Below are 18,851 nucleotides of genomic sequence, written 5' to 3'. Positions count from 1 at the left end.
GCCAGTCAGGTCCGACTACATGTCCGCAAGTCCGCAGCAAGCATGTCCGGAGAGTGACGTTCGATCAACGCGCGGGCAGCAGAGGCAACCCAAAGGGACGGAGTCGCCCTCTGCGAAACTGTGTTAGATGGGAGCATGCAGCCCCTCGACGACCTCACTCTTGATGCGGTGATCGTGCTGCCCGGCATCATGGGCAGCGAACTGTACGACGTGCAGGCCGACCGGCAGATCTGGGGATTCCGAGACCCGAGGTGGTACGGAGAGGCGTGGCGGAACCCAGAGACGCTGTCGCGGCTCGCACTCGACGATAACGAGCGGGCCGGAGCGTATGGCCGGGTCCGGGCCACCAACGTGCTGCAGATCCCCGCCTTCGCCCCGATGCTGCGCGGCTTCGAGCCCTACCGTGTGCTGCTGGACCGGATCGGACAGATGGTGCTGCCCGGGGCGCTGAGGGTCTTCCCGTACGACTGGCGGCTCCCGGTAGCGCACAACGCGCGATTGCTGGCGGACGACGCCACCCGACATCTCGCGGATTGGCGTCGCCGAGGGCATCCTCAGGCTCGGCTGGTGCTGGTCGGGCATTCCATGGGCGGGCTGGTGGCACGGCACTGGATCGATGTCCTCGGCGGGGCGGACGACGTCCGGACAACGGTCACGCTGGGCACCCCCTTCGGTGGGGCGGTCAAGGCGGCCGAGATCCTGGCCGCCGGCCGGGGCGTACCCGGCTTCCGCACTAGACGGCTGCGCACCGCGTTACGTTCCGTGTCGGTGACCATGCCCGGCGTGTATGATCTGCTGCCCACCGGGCCGGTGGTGGTGCTCGGCGATGAGCGGATGCGTGAGCTGTCCGCTGTGGATATTGTAGACATCGGCGGGGACAGAGACCTGGCAGAGGACGCCCGTCGGCGCCGCCCGGCGTCCGGATGGACCGACCATGCACTGCGGACCGTCGTCGGAACCGGACAGACGACCGCACAGAACCTGCGTATCGTGGCGGGAGAGGTCCGGACCAGCGTGCGCGCCCTCCGGCGAGGGCGGGACGGCACCGTGGTCGAGGTGGACCGCTCTGGTGACGCCACGGTGGCCCGGGACGCCGCGTCCCCGGTCGCGCAAGCGCACTGCTACCTGGCGCAGACACACGGCGGCCTGCCCGCCTCGGCCGAGGTCGCCCATCACGTCGCGAACATTCTCTCCGAGACCCCGCTCACCCAGCCGCTCGGCCTGCCGGAGCCGGGACTCGACCTGCCGGACGTGGTGCCCGCTGGAACCGAGTTCGCCTTCCGGGTGACCGGGGTGGAGCATCCGCGGGACGCGGCAGCATGGTTCGGTCCGGTGGACGGGAGGACCGGACCACTCCCGCTGCCGGCACACTTCCGGGACGGAGAGGTCTGGGTCAGTGTGCCACCGTGCCGGCCAGGGCTTCACCGGGTCGCCGTCCGCGGCGTAACCGAGCTGGTGCTGGTGGACGCCGCGGAAAACGAACAGGGATGACCACCGCTTCCAGGTTCACCGTGTACCCGGTCGTCGTGGACCGGCCCGGCGGCCGGTATCCGGAAATCACCGGGGGGCATGCCGAGGCGGAGAAGATCCTCGACCTCCTCGACCGGCACTTCGACGGGATGCGTACTGAACCGGTGACTCAGGCCACCCGCCAGCCGAGTGCCACACAGCTCGGCACCTGGTCCGGCGGCACCGGGCAACCGCGAAACTCGATCTTGATATGGATCGGGCACGGCGAGCTCCACCAGTACACCGAGGCATACCTGCTCACCGAAGAAGGCAACCACCCGCTATCGCCGGACTCGATCGTGCGACACCTGCGAGACGAGGCGGACCAACGCAACGCGATCCGCACGGGCCAGCCGCCGTCCGAAGCGTGGGCCATGATGGTCGTCGTCGCGTGCGGCGCGGCCCGGTTCGTCGAGCTGGTCCAATCCCGGCTCGGTCAGGGCGGAAACCAGCCCCGCCGGCTGCTGCTGATCGGTGTCGGTGACGCGTCGCCCGCCGGTGCCCGGCCGACCTTCCTCGGCGAGTTCACCGCGACGCTCACCCGGGTACTCGACTCCTACACGGACAACGACACCGAGGTCGACATCTACGACCTGATGGGCCGGCTCGGTCGGCGGTTCGGGGACGACGCCTTCGTCGCCCCGGTCCGCCTGTTCGACGGTGCCCCGCTGCTCCGCCGCTGCCAGGCACTGCCCGCCGGGCTGACCGCGTCCCTGAACGAGTACCGGGAACTGGCCCGGCTGGTCGACGGGCTGACCCCGGAGATCCGCGCGCACTTCGCCACCCGCGCGCTCGGCGCCGACCCGACAGTGCTGGCCTGGGACTTCATGGGCCGGGCCGACGAACGCCGGGAGATCCTCCGCTGGCTGCGTAGTCGTGACCAGGGCATGCTGGTGGTCACCGGGGCCGCCGGGGTCGGAAAGTCCGCCCTGCTGGGCAATCTGCTCATGCTGCGAGACGCACGGCTCACCGACGTACTGATCCAGCGCGGTCACCTCGACCGTGACATCCTCCGGGACCGCCCGGACCCGGACGTCTTCACCGCGGTCCTGCACCTGACCGGCATGTCGGCCGCCGAGGTCACCGACCGGCTGACCATCGCCGCCGGACTCGACCCGGCCCCGGCCGAGGCGGTGCTGGCCGACCGGGTGGCGGCGTTACTGACCGGCCTTGCCGGCCGCGCCGCCGGGTTCACCGTACTGGCCGACGCCCTCGACGAGTCCCGGCAGCCCGCCGCGATCGCTGCGGTGCTGCGCCGGGTCACCGCGATCAGCGGGTGCCGAGTCGTCGTCGGAACCAGGGCGTCCTCCACGGAGGGCCCGGACCGTCCGGCCGCCGTCGGCGCTGTCACCGGAGACCTGCTCGATGCCCTCGGTAGTGCCGACGAGCACACCTCGGTGCTGGTGGTGCAGCGCAGTCGCGCCCTGATGGAGGACTACGTCGAACGTCAGCTGCGGGCGGCGACCGCAGCAGGCCGGCTCCACTGCACTGATGCCACGATCACCGACGCCGCTCGGCAGATCGCCGACGGTGACCGGCAGTTCCTCTTCGCCCGGCTCGCGGTGTACGAGATCCTACGCGCACCGGGCCTGCTCGGCTCCCCGGCCGAGGCGGACCGGCTGTTCACGTCCAGCCACGGCGCGCTGTTCACCGCCGCCGTGCAGCGGCTCGCCGACCGTCATCCGGCTGGTGCCGCGCTGCTGATCGCCCTTGCCTTCACGCAGGGACGGGGGGTCCCCCGGAGCAGTGGTGTCTGGGCCACGATCGCCACCGCGATCGGTGATGTCCCCGTCGGCGAGGACGACGTCGACCGGCTGCTAGACGGTGCGAGCCCGTACGTGCTGATCGACTCGGAGGACGGCAGCGCGGTCTACCGGTTGTCCCACCAGACCTTCCGGGACCATCTGTCGGCCGCGCCGGACGCGGCCGACCGCCGCAGCCGGATCGCGGACGCTCTACTGAAGGCCGTCGCCGGCACCACCGGGCCTCTCGACCGGCACCTCCGCCGGAACCTGTCCGCGTACGTCCGGGCCGGGGAGCGTTGGGCGGCCCTGGCGGCCCTGCCGGATGTCATCGACGGGCTGGACCCGCAGGCCCTGGCCGCCGACGTGGTGCAGGCCGCCTTCCAGGGCCGCCCGGTGCCCGCCGCGATGGCTGGGATCGTCGACGTGTGGGCCGCGATGGCGGAGGTCCCCGTGCCGGAGCGGGGGCTCTACCGATGGCTCGGGCTCGCCGGGCAGCAGGGGTTGGTGACCGTCGAACCGGACGGACCACCGGTTGTCGCCGGCCCCTGGCGGTTGCGTTGGGCCGCCCGGGAACGACGCCCGTCGCGGGGACGACTGCCCGGGTCCGGCCGCGAGATCACCGCGCTGGCGGCCGTTCCGCTGACCGACGGTCGTACCCTGCTGGCTGCCGGATCCCAGGACGGCTCGGTGCGGCTGTGGGATCCCGCCACCGGGCTGCCCACCGGTGAACCCCTTACCGGACATCGAGGGTTCGTCCTCGGACTCGCCCCGTGTCGGCTACGCGACGGGCGGGACCTGCTGGTCGTCGGCAGCGGTGGCGGCACGGTCACCGGGTGGGACCCGAACACCGGGGCGCGGAGATCATCGGTTGAGCTCGCGGGCGGGCTCCGGCAGCTGTCGTGCGTCCTGCTGCCGGACGGGCAGCCGGTGTTGTTCGTCGGCGACGCCACCGGCATGCTGCACCGCCTCGACGCGACGACAGGGGAACCGCTCGGCAAGCCGACGAACGCACACCATGGCCGGACGGTCACCGCCCTGATCACCTTCGATCTGCCGGACGGCCGGACCCTTGTCGCCAGTGGCGGCGAGGACGGCACGGTCGCCGTCTGGAACCCGCGCAACGGCCGACAACTCGCCCGCCGCTCGATGATCGCGTCGGCTCACGTACGGGCCCTGGCTGACCTCACCCCTGCTGGTCTGCCCGGAAGCGTCGCGATCAGCTCCTACAGTGGAGTGCACGTCTGGCAACCCATGGGAAGGGGAATTCTCGGCCGGATGGAGGCCGTCCTCGGCGGGTGGCGATCGCTGATCCCGAAGGAGATCTCACCGGCGACGCTCATCAGTTTCGGTGTACCCGGAGGCTCCTCCGGGGTGCTCTGCAGCGCGAATCCCGGGACCGAACTGTGGCACCCCCGCACCGGGGAACGGCTGGCCGACATCCCGACCGGCTCCCCCGGCTGGACGACCGCTGCCGCCGTCCTATCAGACGCCGCCGGGCTACCGATCCTCGCACTCGGCTGCTCGGACGGCGATGTCCGGCTGTGGGGAGACCTACCGCCACCGGAAACCGAACTACCAGGACTCGTGTCCGGTGCCACCGCGCTGCTGTGGACCGACGACCCGTCCGGGGTTCCGGTCCTGCTCGCCGGTCTCCCGGACGGGAAAATCCTGCGCTGCCGAGATGACGGAACGACGATCCCGTTCGCCCGGCACCCCGGCCGGCTTCGCAGTCTGACCGTGGTGCCCGGCGACCGGTCCGGCCGGCCCGCCACGGTGGTCAGTTGCGGAGGGGACGGAGTCCCGCGCCGGTGGGACGCGGCCACAGGCGCGGCGATCGGGCCAGTAATCGGCCGGCACCGCGGAGAGGCGCTGTGTGTCCTCGCCTACCAGGTACCCGATGGGCGGTGGCGGCTGGCGAGCAGCGGCATGGACGGGACGATCCGGGTCTGGGATCCGGCCACCGGGCGTCCGGTACTCGCCCCGCTGACCGGAGCTCAGGCGTGGGTCTGGCGGGTGGTGACGGTGCCGACGGCATCGCACCGTCCGGTGCTGGCTGCCAGTGACGCCGATGGCGTCCTGCATACCTGGGACGGAGTGGACGGGCGACTGATCGGCCGGTATAGGGCAGCCGCCGAGGGCACCTTGGCCCTGAGATCGTACGTGCGGGCGCTAGCTGCGTTCACGGCCGACGATGGCACCCCGAAGCTGCTCGCCGGTGCCGGGAACGGGACGCTCCACTGGTGGAACGCGGCAGCGGACGTCACCACCGGGCACGTCGTGTCCGCCGCGCCGCGCCCGGCTTCGGTGGAGGCCGTCGCGGTTGTTCCCGGCGAGACCCCAGGTGCGATCGTGGCCGGATACGCCGACGGCGCACTCGTGCTCATCGACCCGTTGACCGGTGATCGGTTGCACCACATTGACCTCGACGGCACCGTCCGGTGTCTCGCCGTTTCCGGGAACCGGGTGGCTGTTGGCCAGGACGGCGGGGTGGTCCTGCTGGAGCTGCGGTCCGACCGGACGGCACCGATCGAGCGGTGACGTTTGGCACCCGACGCTACTGGTCGGCGCGTACGCCCGGGCCGCCGCCCGGTTCCGGGGCCGACCAGCCGTCGGCGGCGGCCGATGCGCATGCCGGACGATGTTCGCCACGGTCGAGCCGGCGGTGCTGCCGCCGGCTACAAGACCTCCCAATGTCGGACTGTTACCGGGCAGAGCGACGAAGGACGCTCGCGAGCCAGCCGGTCAGGGTTGTCGTCGACAACGACAGGCAGCGTTGCTGCCACGCCGGCACCGGCCCCCGGTGCGTGCGGCGCGAGCAAGCCGAGCCCGGACGAGATGACCTTCCAGATCACCGCTCCCTGCGCGAACCCCACATCGAGCCCGGCGGCCCCGTCACGCCCTGCCCCCCATGCGGGAGGTTTTCGGGGGGCGATTCAAAACTACATCGATAAAAATGAGGCCCTGACCAGCGAACCTGCTGGTCAGGGCCTCTCTGAGCCGCCTGACGGAATCGAACCGTCGACCTACGCATTACGAGTGCGTCGCTCTAGCCGACTGAGCTAAGGCGGCAACGACCGCCAAGTGTACGGCACGCCCCGGCCGCCGCCACAGCGGGATGCCGCCCGCAACGGGCGGCCGCCCGCAACGGGAGGCGCAACGGGACCCGCGACGGCGACGGCACCGGGCCCCGCCCCGGGCACCGGCATCCCGGACATCCGGCCCGTCCCTGCCCACACCCGACAGCGGATCGGCCCCGCCCGGACTACGCTGCGGCTGGTGACCGACGATCGCACCCCCGTCGACGGCCCGGCCCCTCTCGATGACCCCGACGACGAGCGCGCCTTCGCCCGCACGACCCGCCGGCCGCGCAGCATCGACCCGCCGGAGCTGGGCTTCACCCCGCGCCGGCCGGTGCCGTGGCTCGCGCCGCTCCTGCTGATCAGCACCGGCCTGCGGACGCTGCTGGCGATGCTGTTCGGGGCGTACCTGGACAAGCGGGAGTTGCAGAACTCGCTGGAGGCCCGCATCGAGCGCCAGGTCGGGCCGGACGGCGGGCTGTGGCTCGACTACGTGGCCGACCTGGGCGACGGCTTCGACGCGACCTACTCGGTGGCGTACCTGCTCGCCCAGCCGGAGCTGACCGTCGACGGGCACCGGCTGCCCCGGGCGCAGACCCTGGTGATGGGGGGCGACCAGGTCTACCCGTCGGCGTCCTACGAGGCGTACGAGGACCGCTGCAAGGGGCCGTACCAGGCCGCGCTGCCGGTCACGCCGCCCGAGCGGCCCACCCTGTTCGCGGTCCCCGGCAACCACGACTGGTACGACGGGCTCACCGCCTTCCTGCGGCTGTTCGTCCGCTCCCGGGACCGGCACTTCGGCGGCTGGGGCACCGGCCAGTCCCGCTCGTACCTCGCCGCCGAGCTGCCCGCCGGCTGGTGGCTGCTGGGCCTCGACGACCAGTCCGGCTCCTACCTCGACGACCCGCAGCTCACCTACTTCGACGCCGTCGCGCAGCGGCTGGGGCCGGACAGCCGGGTCATCCTGGCCGTGCCCGCGCCGACGTGGGTCAAGGCCGTCGACCACCCCACGGCGTACGACTCGATCGACTACTTCGTCCGCACCATCGTCGCGCCGACCGGGGCGCGGGTGCGGCTGCTGGTCTCCGGGGACCTGCACCACTACGCCCGGTACGCCGGCCCGGACCGGCAGCTCGTCACCTGCGGCGGCGGCGGGGCCTACCTGTACCCGACCCACCACCTGCCGGAGCGGATCGAGGTGCCCCCGCGCGACACCCTGTCCCGGCGGGCCAGCCGCAGCCTCCCGTACGACCTCGCGGCCACCTTCCCCGACCGGGCCCGCTCCCGCCGGTACGGCTGGGGCGTCTTCGCCCGGTTGCCGAGACGCAACCCGGGTTTCGGCACCCTGCTCGGCACGGTGCACACCCTGCTCATGCTGGCCATGGCCGGGGTGGCGGCGGGTCGGGCCGGTGGCACCGAGCAGCGGCTGCTGAGCGTCCCGCTGGTGGCGATGCTGCTGGTGACGATGCTCGGCGCGGTCTTCTTCGCGAAGCCGCCGAGCGCCGGCGGCAAGCGGCAGGTGCGGCACTGGATCCTCGGCGTCGCGCACGGGCTGGCGCAGGTGGCGCTCGCCGCCGCCGGCACCTGGGCCTGGCTGGCGGTGCCCCTGCACGACTGGCCGTGGCCACTGCCGGTGGCCGCCGCGGCGGTGGTGTACGGCCCGCTGATCGGCCTCCTCGCCACCGAGCTGGTGGCGGCCTACCTGCTGGTGGCGGGGGCGTTCGGGGTGAACGTGAACGAGCTGTTCGCCGGTCAGGGCATCGAGGACGCCAAGGCGTTCCTGCGGATGCGCATCGACCCGGACGGCACGCTCACCATCTATCCGATCGCCGTGGACCGGGTCTCCCGCGCCTGGCGGCTGAACCCCGACGACTCCCCGACCGCCTCCTGGCTGGCCCCGAAGGATCCGCTGACCCCGCGCCTGGCCGAGCCACCGGTCGTGCTGGCGCCCTGAGCGGCTCAGGCGTCGTAGCGCTGGTCGTGGGCCTGGCGGGAGCCGCAGACGGCGGCGCGGGAGCACATGGAGCGCGTGCCGTCGGCGTCCAGCCGCACGGTCACCGCGTCCCTCGGGACGCTGTGGCCGACGACCCGGCCGTCCCCCTCCGGGGTGCTCACGCGGGTGCCGATCGCCGGGGCGGACTCGGCGAACTTGGCGTAGAGCGGGTGCTCGTATTTCAGGCAGCACATCAGCCTGCCGCAGGCCCCGGAGATGCGCAGCGGGTTGAGCGGCAGGTCCTGGTCCTTCGCCATCCGGATCGTCACCGGCTCGAAGTCGGTGAGGAAGGTGGCGCAGCACAGGTCGCGCCCGCAGGAGCCGATGCCGCCCTGCACCCGCGCGGAGTCGCGGGCGGAGAGCTGGCGCAGCTCGACCCGGCAGTGCAGGGTGGCGCCCAGGTCGCGCACGAGGGACCGGAAGTCGACCCGGTGCGGGGCGGTGAAGTAGACGGTGGTGCGGTCCCCGCCGCCGTCGGCGGTGGCGAGCACGTGGTCGACGGCGACGACCTTCATCGGCAGGCCGTGCTCGCGGATCAGCCGCTTCGCGGCCACCTTCGCCTCGGCCTTGCGCCGCCGCAGCAGCTCGTCGCGGCGCAGGTCGTCGTCGGTGGCGAGGCCGGCGAGCCGGGGGAAGCCGTCGGTGTCCTCACCGACCCACTGCGCGGCCCAGACGCACTCCGCCACCTCGGGGCCGTCGTCGGTGGGGACCAGCACCCGGTCGCCCACCTGCGGGCGGAACTCGCCCGGGTCGAGGTAGTAGAGGCGCCCGTACCGGTTGAAGCTGACCGCGCAGAGCATGCCCATGCCTTCACCCTACGACGCGGTGCGGCCCGGCACCCAGCCCCGCGTCACCACGCGGTCACCGGACCCGCAGCGGGGAGCCGTGGTAGGGGCCGCCGACCGTCGACCCGCGCCAGGTGGTCTCCGCGAGGCTCGGCGACCACTGGCGCAGCAGCGTCTCCGCCCCGTCGTAGGCCACGCCGAGCACGGCCAGCACCCGGTGGGCGATGTCGGCCGCCGCGAGCAGCCCCGCCGCGCCCGGCCCGGTGTCGCCGGCGGTGGCGGCCCGCACCCGGACCGCCTCGGCGGAGCCGAGCACGTCGGCGAGCGCGCGGGCGAGCGCGAGGCGGCTGCCCTCGACCCAGTCGGCGAGGGCGTCGGCGTAGCCGGCCGTGGCCTCCAGCCGGCCCACCAGGCTCTCCGGCCCCTCGTCGAGGTGGCGCAGCAGGGCGGCGCGGGCCTGGTCGTAGGCCGAGGCGGCCGGCCCGGACCAGGCGGCGGGGTCGGTGAGGGTGCGGCACACCTCGTCGTACGCCCGGACGAGCCCGCGCACCGCGTGGCCGGCGCCGGTCAGCGGGGCGGGGTGCAGGTCGAGGAAGCCCCGCACGGCGTCGCCGGGGAGCACCTGCATGCGGCGCAGCAGCGGCCAGAGCCGGTGCCCCTCGGGCGCACCGCCGGCGAGCAGCGTGTCGACGCGGTCGAGCAGGTCGAGCCCCGGCTCGGCGAGGCGGTCGAGGGCGTCCATCACCGCTCCCGGCCGAGCCGGCGACGGACGGCGTCGTCGACCCCGGTGTAGCGGTCGGCGGCGCTGCGCACCGCGGACGCGGCGGCGGCGAGCCGGGACGCGGCGACGGTCGCCTCGCGGGCCCGGTCGCCGGTGGCGTCGGTCCACCGCCGGTGCAGGGCCCGGCCGATCTCGCCGGGCCGGCCGGGGACCTGCGCGCCGAACGCCGGGTGCGGCGGGTCGGTGGCGGTCACGGCGCGGGCCAGCGTCTCCAGGGTGGCGCTCGCCTCGTCCAGCCGGGCGGCGAGGGCGCGCAGCTCGTCCACGTCAGGCCCCCGCGAGGGGCCGGTAGGCGGCGAACGTCTCGTTGTGCAGCTTCTCCCGGGCCCACTGGGCCGCGTCGGCGGCGGCGGCCACGGCGGCGCGCACGGAGGCGGCCACGTCGCGGTGGTGGCGCTGGTGCAGGGGGCCGAGAAAGCGCACGTCGGTGATCCGGCCGTCGGCGGTGACCAAGACCTCGACCAGCCCGTCCGGGGAACGCACGGTGACCTCCACGGTCGACACCGCCTGGTCGAACTCGGCCTGCAACGCCTCGATGCGGCGGTAGCGCCGCACCGCCTCCTCGATCCAGGCCTCGTCGATCTCCCCCCGAGGCATCGCGGACTCCTCCCGGCAGTGCACTCACTGAGTGTGCCGCCACGGTCACCACGGCATCACCGGACCGTACCGCACACCAATCGGGCCTGTCGATGCCCTGTGGACGGAGCAGGGGTGGGCGGTCAGCCCTTCCAGAGGGCGAGCATCATCGCCTCCACGGCGATGCGCGGCTTGACGTTGGCCTCGATGGCGGCGCGGCACTCCAGCACGGCCTCCAGCCGGCGCAGCGCCCCCTCGGCGTGCCACTTCTGCCCGCCCGCCTCGGCCAGCGCGGCGGTGTCGGTGTGCACGGGGGCGACGGGCGCGCGCAGCGCCGCGACGAGGGCGTCGCGGTAGAAGCCGGCGAGGTCGACCAGGGCCCGGTCCAGGGCGTCACGCTGGGCGCGCGTGGCGCGCGACTTCTGCCGTTTCTCCAGGTCCTTGAGCTGGCCCTGGGCGCCGCGCAGCGCGCCGGCCGCGCCCCGGCCGGTGCCGCCCGCGCCGAGCGCCGTCTGCAACGCGGCCTTCTCCGCCTCGTCGAGTTCGGCGACGGACGCGGCGGCCTCCGCCTCGGCGGACTCGATCAGCGCGGACGCCGCGTCGAAGGCGGCGCCCACCCCGGTGAGCCGGCGCGGCACGGCGAGCACGGCGTCGCGCCGGCTGCGGGCCTGCGGGTCGCCGGCGAGCCGCCGGGCCCGGCCCACGTGCCCCTGCGCGGCCGCCGCCGCCCAGCGCGCCACGTCCGGCGCGATCCCGTCCCGGCGGACCAGCACCTCGGCCACCGCCTCGGGCGCGGGCTGCCGCAGCGGTACGACCCGGCAGCGCGACCGGATGGTCACCGACACGTCGTCGGGGTGGGTGGACGGGGCGCAGAGCAGGAACACCGTGCGCGGCGGCGGCTCCTCGACGGCCTTGAGCAGCGCGTTGCCGGCCGCCTCGGTGAGCCGGTCGGCGTCGGAGATGATCACCACCTGCCAGCGCCCGCCGGACGGGGTGCTGGCCGCCCGCAGCACCAGCGCGCGCATCTCGCCGACGCCGATGCTGAGCCCCTCGGGCGCGACGAGCCGCACGTCGGCGTGGGTGCCGGCCATCGTGGTGTGGCAGCCGGGGCAGGTGCCGCACCCGGTGCCGGAGGCGCACTGGAGGGCCGCGGCGAAGGCGCGGGCGGCCACCGAGCGGCCCGAGCCGGGCGGACCGGTGAAGATCCACGCGTGGGTCATCCCGGCCCCGGGGTCGACGGCGGGCTCCGCGCCGGGGGCGGCCTGCCGGAGCTGGGCGGCGGCCGCCGCGGCGGCCCGGCGCAGCGTGGCGACCGCCTCGTCCTGGCCGACGAGGTCGGCGAAGACGCCCGGCGGGACGGCGGCTTCCCGCGGGGCGCCGGCTTCCGGTGGGGCGGCTGCGGCTGCGGAGACGTCCGGCATCAGGTGCGGTGCTCCATCGTCACCAGCTCCGAGTCGGATAACTCGGGCTGCACCGAGGTGTCGGGCCCCTGGGCGGGCCGGGGGTGCACGATCCCGGCCGGGTCGACCAGGAACTCCGCCACCCGGCGGGCGACCAGCCCGGCGGTCTCCTCGACCGGGCGGGACGCGTCCAGCACCAGGTAGCGCTTCGGGTCGTTCGCGGCGAGGTCGAGGAAGGCGTACCGGACCCGCTCGTGGAAGGCGACGGACTCGGCCTCCAGCCGGTCGGCCCCCTCGTTGCGGGCGGCCACCCGGGACAGGCCGGTGTGCGGGTCCACGTCGAGCAGCACCACCAGGTCGGGCTTGAGGCCGCCGGTGGCCCAGGAGGAGAGCCAGGAGACCTCGTCGACGGGGAGCGTCCGCCCGGCCCCCTGGTAGGCCAGGGACGAGTCGACGTACCGGTCGCTGATCACCACCGCGCCCCGGACCAGCGCCGGCCGGACGACGGTGGCGACGTGGTGCGCCCGGTCGGCGGCGTAGAGCAGCGCCTCGGCGCGCGGGGACGGGCCCTCGGCGGTCGCGTCGAGCAGCAGCGCGCGGATCCGCGCGCCGACCTCGGTCGCGCCCGGCTCCCGGGTTACCACCACCTCGCGCCCCTGCCCGCGCAGCCGCTCGGCGAGCGCGGCGAGCTGGGTGGACTTGCCGGCCCCCTCGCCGCCCTCGAAGACCACGAAGAGCCCGCTGGAGACGAAGTGCTCGGCCGGCATCAGCGGGCGGCCCCGGATCGACCCCCACAGGTCGGCGAGGACCGGCACGCCCTTCTTGTCGTCCATCTGGCCGAAGGCGCTGATCCCGGCGAAGATGCCGGCCGCGCCGGCGGCGAGCAGCAGCAGCCGGGTGGAGGAGACGGAGATGCCGAGGTCGGCGATGGTCAGCTTGCGGGAGCCGCCGACCCCGACGAGGAGGCTGCTCAGCGCGATGGCGAGGATCAGCACCAGCCGGGTGCCGATCTGCACCACCGCGAAGACCCGGCCGCGCACCTCGTCGGCGACCTCGCCGCCGAGCAGCGTGGTGCCGGCGAGGAAGGCCATGCCCGCGCCCGCGCCGACCAGGATCGCGCCGAGCATCGCCATGGACAGGTGCACGGCGAACGCGAGCACCACCACCGACGCGCTGGCCAGCACGATGCTCATGCCGAACCAGCGCCGCCGGGACATCTCCCGCACGATCATCGGGCCGAGCCCGATGCCCAGGGCGAGGCCGATGAACATCGCGCCGAAGAGCAGGTAGAAGGCGGCGTCACCGGCACCGAGCGAGGCGGCGAAGAACTTGGCCGTGCCGATCACGATGCCGCCGCCGGCGAACGCGCCGAAGATGCCGAGCACCAGGCCACGGACCAGCGGGGTCTGGCCGATGTACTTCCAGCCCTCGGTGAACTGGCGCATGACGCCCTGTTCGGTGCGCTCGGCCTCGCTGGCCTGCGCCTGGCTGATCTCCTTGATCCCGAAGGCGACGACCAGGGCGGTGGCGAGCCGGGAGAACGCGTTGAACCACAGCGCGAGCTGCGCCGGCTCGGCCCAGGACGGCATCTCCCCGCCGGTGGCCGCCCGGACGCTGCGGTCGAGCAGGGCCAGGCCGAGCGCGGCGGCGATCGGGGTCAGCCCGTACGTGGTGATCAGGGTGAGCTGGTTGGCCGCCTCCAGCCGGGCGCGCGGGATGAGGTTGGGGACCGCGGCCTCCTTGGCCGGGATCCAGAGCAGGGTGATCGTCTCGATCAGGAAGGTGGCGACCGCCGCCCAGCCGACCACCAGCCCGCCGCTGGCCCCGGTGAGCGCGAACAGCGGGATGGAGGCGAACAGCAGGAAGCGCAGCACGTCGCAGATGACCATGGTCCAGCGCCGGTCGAACCGGTCGGCGAGGACGCCGGCCACCGGGCCGAGGATCAGCGCGGGCAGCAGCCGGATCGCGATCAGGGTGCCGAACGCGGCGCCCTGGGCGGTGCTGCCGGAGACCTGGGCGGCGGCGAAGACCGAGGTGGCGAGCAGGCCGAGCCAGTCGCCGAAGGAGGCGGCGCCGAGCACGATCCAGAGTCGGCGGAACGGTCGGATGCGCAGCACGGAGCGGATCGCGGCGGCCCCGGACCGGTCGGCCGGCTGCGTCCCGGCCGGCGGGGCGCCCGCCTGGGCGCCGGTGCGGCCGGTGTCCTCGGCGCCGGGCGGGCCGGCCGACGGCGACTCGCCGGGCGACTCGCCGCTGTTCTGGCTTTCGATGGCCGTACCTCCACGTGCCGGCCCAACGTTGGGCATCCCGGTGCAACACTCTAGTCCCGGTCGGAGGACTTCCCGCCCGTGACAGTGCCTGCTCGCCGAGCCTAGGCCGCAGCCGCCACCCGTCGCCGCCGGTGTCCCCGGGCCGCCGGGCGGAAGCACGCCCCGGCAGACGCGAGGCTCTTTCACAATTGACCGATCGACAGTTAGCGTGCACACGTGACCAGCGAAGGCGACAAACTGCGCGAACGCCTGGAACGGGCGACCGCCCACCTCGACCCGCCGTACGCGGTGGTCGACCTGGCGGCGTTCGACGCCAACGCGGCGGCGCTGCCCACCCGGGCCGGCGGCAAGCCGATCCGGGTCGCCAGCAAGTCCGTCCGGTCCCGCGAGCTGCTCCGCCGGGTGCTGGGCCGCCCCGGCTGGCGCGGGGTGATGGCGTTCACCCTGCCCGAGGCGAACTGGCTCGTCCGGGCCGGCGTGACCGACGACGCGCTGGTGGCGTACCCCACGGCCGACCGGGGGGCGCTCGCCGAGCTGGCCGCCGACGAGGGGCTGGCCGGGGCGGTCACGCTGATGGTCGACGGGACCGACCAGCTCGACCTCGTCGACGCGGTGTGCCCGCCGGGCCGCCGGCCCGCGCTACGGGTCTGCGTCGACCTCGACGCGTCCTGGCGGCCCCTGGGCAGGCGGGTGCACGTCGGGGTGCGCCGCTCGCCGGTGCACAGCGCCCGGGCGGCCGGCGCGCTCGCCGCCGCGATCGCCGCCCGGCCGGGCTTCCGGCTGGTCGGCCTCATGTCGTACGAGGCGCAGATCGCCGGGCTGGGCGACGCCCCGCCGGGGCGGGCGGCCCTCGCCGCCGCGATCCGGGCCGCCCAGCGCGGGTCGTACCGCGAGTTGCTGGCCCGCCGGGGCGCGGCGGTGTCGGCGGTACGCGAGCACGCCGACCTGGAGTTCGTCAACGGCGGCGGCACGGGCAGCGTGGCGGCGACCAGCGCCGATCCCGCGGTCACCGAGGTCACCGCGGGATCGGGCCTGTACGGGCCGACGCTGTTCGACGCGTACCGGGCCTGGCGGCCCACCCCGGCCGCGTTCTTCGCCTGCGCCGTGGTCCGCCGGCCGACGCCGGAGCTGGCGACCGTGCTCGGCGGCGGCTGGATCGCCTCCGGCCCGCCCGCCGGCAACCGGCTGCCCACCCCCTGGCTGCCGACCGGCCTGAAGCTGCTCGGCGCGGAGGGCGCCGGCGAGGTGCAGACCCCGCTGACCGGCCCGGCGGCGGCCGGCCTGCGCGTCGGCGACCGGGTGTGGTTCCGGCACGCCAAGGCCGGCGAGCTCTGCGAGCGCGTCAACGAGCTGCACCTGGTCGACGGCGACCGGATGGTCGGGACCGTCCCCACCTACCGGGGGGAGGGTCACGCCTTCCTCTAGTCCCGCCGCCGCCCGTTCAGGCGGTGGGGGCGGGGGCCGGGGTGGTGACGCCCGCAGCGGCGGCGGCCGACGCCTCCACGTGCCGGTGCAGGTATTCGCGGATGAGCGCCTTCGCCTCGGCGAGCACCCGCTCGTCGCCCTCGGCGTTGCGCCGGAACGCCAGCTTGATCAGGGCGTCGGCGGCCTCGACGGCGATCTCCAGGCAGAACCGCAGGCGCGGCTCGTCGACCATGCCGAACCGCTCGGTGAGCACCCGGGCGAGCTGGTCGGCGATGACGCCGTTGTTGTCCCGCTGCTCGTCCAGCAGGTGCAGGTCGACCACGTCGCCGAAGTGCAGGGTACGGAACCCGGGGACGGTGCGGTGCATCGTGATGTACTCGTCGATCCCCGCGTCGACGCCGTCCCACCAGTGCGTCAGGTCGTCCGAGGCGAACCGCTCGTCGAGCCGCTGGAGGTAGGATTCCATCGTGCGCAGGGTCAGCGCCTGCACGATCGCCCGCTTGTCCGGGAAGAACTGGTAGACCGACCCGATCGCCACCTCGGCGCGCTCGGCGAGCAGGGTCGTGGTCAGCCCCTCGTACCCCACCTCGTCGACGAGTTCGGCGCAGGCGTCCAGCATCCGCTGGACCCGCGCGACGCTTCGACCCTGGACCGGCACCCGGCGCAACGGCCCGGTCGTGGCGGCTGGTGTGGACACTCGGCGCCACCCCCCTTCGACGGATGAACATATCTGCACGTCACGACTACGTGACTACCGGTACAACGAGCGGACCTGGATTGCGGTATTTACCAGGCACAACGTTCCTGATATGAAGACATCTCACATTCACGTCGAGGAGCGCGCATGGGCAGCACGACCCCGCCGAGCCCCCACTGGCGCAACTGGGCCGGCAACCAGCGCAGCACCGCCACCACCATCCTCCGCCCCCGTACGATCGCCGACGTCGCCGCCGCCGTCCAGGCCGCCGCCGCTGCCGGCGAGCGGATCCGGCCCGTCGGCAGCGGCCACTCCTTCACGGCCGTGGCGTGCGCCGACGACCGCCGGATGGAGCTGACCGACCTCGACACCGAGACCCGGGTCGACCGCGACCGACGCCTGGTCACCGTACCGGCAGGGATGCCCCTGCACCGACTCAACGCCCTGCTCGCCGGGCACGGGCTGGCGCTGCCCAACCTCGGCGACATCGACGCGCAGACCGTCGCCGGGGCGATCTCCACCGGCACCCACGGCACCGGCGCGGCGTACGGCTGCCTGTCGACCTTCGTCGAGGCGCTCACCCTGGTCACCGGCACCGGGGAGGTGCTGCGCTGCTCCGCCGGCGAGCACCCGGACGTCTTCGCCGCCGCCCGTGTCTCCCTCGGCGCCCTCGGCGTGCTCACCGAGGTGACGCTGCGCGTCGTGGACGCCTTCGTGCTGCGCGCCCACGAACGACCCGCCGCCCTCGACGACGTCCTCGCCGACCTGCCGTCGCTGGTCGCCAAGCACGACCACGCCGAGTTCTTCTGGTTCCCCTACACCGACCGGGTGCAGCTCAAGACCAACGACCGGGTGCCCGCCGACGACCGGCCGCTACCCCACTGGCGGGCCTGGCTCGACGACGACTTCCTCGCCAACACCGTCTTCGCCGGCCTCTGCCGGCTCGGCCGCGCCGCGCCGCGCCTGGTGCCCGCGATCAACGCGGCCTCCGCCCGGGCGCTCAGCGAACGCACCTACACCGGCCGCTCCGACGCGGTCTTCTGCACCCCGCGCCGGGTCCGCTTCATGGAGATGGAGTACGGCCTGCCGCGCGCCGCCCTGCCCGAGGCCCTGGCCGAGGTGCGCCGCATCGTCGGCAGGCTCCCGTTCAAGGTGCAGTTCCCCGTCGAGGTGCGCTTCACCGCCGCCGACGACATCTGGCTCTCCCACGGGTACGGGCGCGACTCGGCGTACATCGCCGTCCACCAGTACCTCGGCGCGCCGTACGAGCCGTACTTCCGGGCCGTCGAGGAGGCCGCCGCCGGGCTGGGCGGCCGCCCCCACTGGGGCAAGCTGCACTGGCGCGACGCGGAGTCACTGGCACCGGCGTACCCGAAGTTTGCCGACTTCCGCTCCCTCCGCCACCGCCTGGACCCGCAGGGAGTCTTCGTAAACCCCCACCTGACAACTCTCCTGGGCCCCTGACGCGCCCCGCGCGAACGGGCCTCGCGAATCTTGGTACGAAATTGCCCTCAGGGGGGCGGATTCGTACCAAGATCCGGAGGTTGTCCACAGGGGGTGGAGCGGTGACCCCTGCGTGGGGAGAGTGGTGGGGTGAGGGGCGGGAGTAGGGGCGAAAGCCTGGGGCAGGGTGGGGGTTGGGCCCGGTTGGCGCGAGCACTGCCAGGAGACGACGCCGACGAACTGACCTGGTTGCTTTTCCATCAGGACGATGTGATCAGCCTGGCGCAGGCACGGCAGTTCCTGACTCCCAAGGCGATCCGGCACCGGGTCACCGTCCACCGGTGGCGACAGGTGCACCGCGCCGTCTTCGTCACCCACAACGGCCCCGTGAGCGCAGACCAGCTCCGCTGGATAGCCGTGCTGGCCGCAGGTCCGGCGGCGGTACTCGCCGGCCCTACCGCTGCCGGCGCCTGGGGCCTGCGCCGGTACGACAGCCGAGCCGTGCACCTGCTCCTGCCCGCCGCGCACCAGACCCGATCGCTTCCGCCCGGCGTCCTGCTGCACCGCACCACCCACCTGCCCGAGGAGGACGTGCTGCGGGTGGGTCAGCCGTGTCGCACCATGCCAGCACGTTCGCTGGTGGACGCCGCGCAGTGGGCAGCCACCGACGAGGACGCGCGGGCGATCATCGCGGCCGGGTTCCAGCAGCGGCTCGTCGCCGGCGACGACCTGCACCGCGTGCTCGACCGGCTACCGCGGGCGCGACGCCGCAGCCTCATCCGCCAGGCAGCCACCGATGCGGCAGGCGGCTCCCACTCCCTGCCCGAGCTGGACTTCCTGAGGCTGACACGCCGCGCCGGCCTGCCCGAGCCGTCCCGGCAGGCGGTGCGACGCGACGCCAGCGGGCATCGTCGGTACCTGGACGCCTGGTTCGACGAGTGGCGCGTGCACGTGGAGATCGACGGCGGACAGCACCTCGACCCGCGGGCCGCCTGGGCGGACATGCGACGACAGAACGACCTCTGGATCGAGGGCGACCGGGTGCTGCGGTTCCCGGCCTGGGCGGTGCGCCACACTCCTGACGAGGTGGTGGCACAGGTCCGCGCCGCTCTCCGCGCGGCAGGCTGGCCCGGTTGAGCCCGCCGCCGCC

The 18,851-nt window shown here is 73.9% G+C and carries 13 protein-coding genes and 1 tRNA gene; 6 read left to right on the top strand and 8 right to left on the bottom strand.

Translation table 11 applies throughout. The features are described from left to right. Positions 1-135 precede the first annotated feature (135 nt). Together O7633_RS21255 and O7633_RS21250 are read left to right on the top strand one after the other, a co-directional pair. Positions 136-1,491 (top strand): hypothetical protein, encoded by a 1,356-nt coding sequence (locus O7633_RS21255; RefSeq protein ID WP_282323645.1) that lies wholly within the window; start codon positions 136-138, stop codon positions 1,489-1,491. Beyond that, complete coding sequence (locus O7633_RS21250; protein WP_282323644.1) at positions 1,488-5,792, top strand: WD40 repeat domain-containing protein; 4,305 nt, start codon at positions 1,488-1,490, stop codon at positions 5,790-5,792. The genes O7633_RS21255 and O7633_RS21250 overlap by 4 nt, the downstream gene beginning before the upstream one ends. A 457-nt stretch (positions 5,793-6,249) precedes the next feature. On the opposite strand, the gene O7633_RS21245 is transcribed toward O7633_RS21250, so the two are convergent. Continuing rightward, a tRNA-Thr gene (locus O7633_RS21245) sits at positions 6,250-6,323 on the bottom strand. A gap of 135 nt (positions 6,324-6,458) precedes the next feature. Between O7633_RS21245 and O7633_RS21240 the strand changes: the two genes are divergently transcribed. Next, complete coding sequence (locus tag O7633_RS21240; RefSeq protein ID WP_282328611.1) at positions 6,459-8,285, top strand: metallophosphoesterase; 1,827 nt, start codon at positions 6,459-6,461, stop codon at positions 8,283-8,285. Positions 8,286-8,290: 5 nt separating this feature from the next. Here the strand turns inward: O7633_RS21240 and ricT are convergent, their stop codons facing one another. The 6 genes from ricT to tmk form a co-directional block, all read right to left on the bottom strand. Next, entirely contained in the window at positions 8,291-9,130 is an 840-nt protein-coding gene (gene ricT, locus O7633_RS21235; RefSeq protein WP_074475333.1) for a regulatory iron-sulfur-containing complex subunit RicT, read from the bottom strand. 55 nt (positions 9,131-9,185) lie between these two features. Beyond that, positions 9,186-9,851, bottom strand: coding sequence for a hypothetical protein (locus O7633_RS21230; RefSeq protein WP_282323643.1), 666 nt, complete (start codon positions 9,849-9,851; stop codon positions 9,186-9,188). Beyond that, complete coding sequence (locus O7633_RS21225) at positions 9,851-10,156, bottom strand: hypothetical protein (RefSeq protein WP_074475335.1); 306 nt, start codon at positions 10,154-10,156, stop codon at positions 9,851-9,853. The genes O7633_RS21230 and O7633_RS21225 overlap by 1 nt, the downstream gene beginning before the upstream one ends. Position 10,157: 1 nt before the next feature. After that, the gene (locus tag O7633_RS21220; protein WP_282323642.1) at positions 10,158-10,487 is read right to left on the bottom strand and encodes a YbaB/EbfC family nucleoid-associated protein; all 330 of its coding nucleotides are present in this window, start codon (positions 10,485-10,487) and stop codon (positions 10,158-10,160) included. 122 nt (positions 10,488-10,609) lie between these two features. Further along, positions 10,610-11,887: a DNA polymerase III subunit delta' gene (locus tag O7633_RS21215; RefSeq protein WP_282323641.1), complete on the bottom strand. Its 1,278-nt coding sequence runs from the start codon at positions 11,885-11,887 to the stop codon at positions 10,610-10,612. Beyond that, positions 11,887-14,172 (bottom strand): dTMP kinase, encoded by a 2,286-nt coding sequence (gene tmk / locus O7633_RS21210; RefSeq protein WP_278131092.1) that lies wholly within the window; start codon positions 14,170-14,172, stop codon positions 11,887-11,889. The genes O7633_RS21215 and tmk overlap by 1 nt, the downstream gene beginning before the upstream one ends. A 180-nt stretch (positions 14,173-14,352) precedes the next feature. Between tmk and O7633_RS21205 the strand changes: the two genes are divergently transcribed. Further along, positions 14,353-15,561: an amino acid deaminase/aldolase gene (locus O7633_RS21205; RefSeq protein ID WP_074475337.1), complete on the top strand. Its 1,209-nt coding sequence runs from the start codon at positions 14,353-14,355 to the stop codon at positions 15,559-15,561. A gap of 16 nt (positions 15,562-15,577) precedes the next feature. Here the strand turns inward: O7633_RS21205 and O7633_RS21200 are convergent, their stop codons facing one another. Continuing rightward, complete coding sequence (locus O7633_RS21200; RefSeq protein WP_074475338.1) at positions 15,578-16,180, bottom strand: TetR/AcrR family transcriptional regulator; 603 nt, start codon at positions 16,178-16,180, stop codon at positions 15,578-15,580. Positions 16,181-16,405: 225 nt separating this feature from the next. Between O7633_RS21200 and O7633_RS21195 the strand changes: the two genes are divergently transcribed. Both O7633_RS21195 and O7633_RS21190 read left to right on the top strand, forming a co-directional pair. Continuing rightward, positions 16,406-17,722 (top strand): D-arabinono-1,4-lactone oxidase, encoded by a 1,317-nt coding sequence (locus tag O7633_RS21195; protein WP_282323640.1) that lies wholly within the window; start codon positions 16,406-16,408, stop codon positions 17,720-17,722. Between the two features lie 228 nt (positions 17,723-17,950). Next, entirely contained in the window at positions 17,951-18,838 is an 888-nt protein-coding gene (locus O7633_RS21190) for a DUF559 domain-containing protein (protein ID WP_282323639.1), read from the top strand. The last annotated feature ends 13 nt before the right edge of the window (positions 18,839-18,851 follow it).

The sequence above is a fragment of the Micromonospora sp. WMMD712 genome (assembly GCF_029581295.1).
GTDB lineage: Bacteria > Actinomycetota > Actinomycetes > Mycobacteriales > Micromonosporaceae > Micromonospora > Micromonospora carbonacea.
The sequence above is the reverse complement of the archived record's forward strand: the minus strand, read 5'-3'. Positions and strand labels throughout refer to the sequence as shown.

What these genes read in the sequence shown, in the direction of transcription:
- O7633_RS21200 (WP_074475338.1), bottom strand. Translation starts at nt 16,180, where the DNA reads ATGCTGGACGCCTGCGCCGAACTCGTCGACGAGGTGGGGTACGAGGGG.
- O7633_RS21195 (WP_282323640.1), top strand. Translation starts at nt 16,406, where the DNA reads ATGGGCAGCACGACCCCGCCGAGCCCCCACTGGCGCAACTGGGCCGGC.
- O7633_RS21250 (WP_282323644.1), top strand. Translation starts at nt 1,488, where the DNA reads ATGACCACCGCTTCCAGGTTCACCGTGTACCCGGTCGTCGTGGACCGG.
- O7633_RS21255 (WP_282323645.1), top strand. Translation starts at nt 136, where the DNA reads ATGCAGCCCCTCGACGACCTCACTCTTGATGCGGTGATCGTGCTGCCC.
- O7633_RS21215 (WP_282323641.1), bottom strand. Translation starts at nt 11,887, where the DNA reads ATGCCGGACGTCTCCGCAGCCGCAGCCGCCCCACCGGAAGCCGGCGCC.
- ricT (WP_074475333.1), bottom strand. Translation starts at nt 9,130, where the DNA reads ATGGGCATGCTCTGCGCGGTCAGCTTCAACCGGTACGGGCGCCTCTAC.
- tmk (WP_278131092.1), bottom strand. Translation starts at nt 14,172, where the DNA reads ATGCCCAACGTTGGGCCGGCACGTGGAGGTACGGCCATCGAAAGCCAG.
- O7633_RS21230 (WP_282323643.1), bottom strand. Translation starts at nt 9,851, where the DNA reads ATGGACGCCCTCGACCGCCTCGCCGAGCCGGGGCTCGACCTGCTCGAC.
- O7633_RS21220 (WP_282323642.1), bottom strand. Translation starts at nt 10,487, where the DNA reads ATGCCTCGGGGGGAGATCGACGAGGCCTGGATCGAGGAGGCGGTGCGG.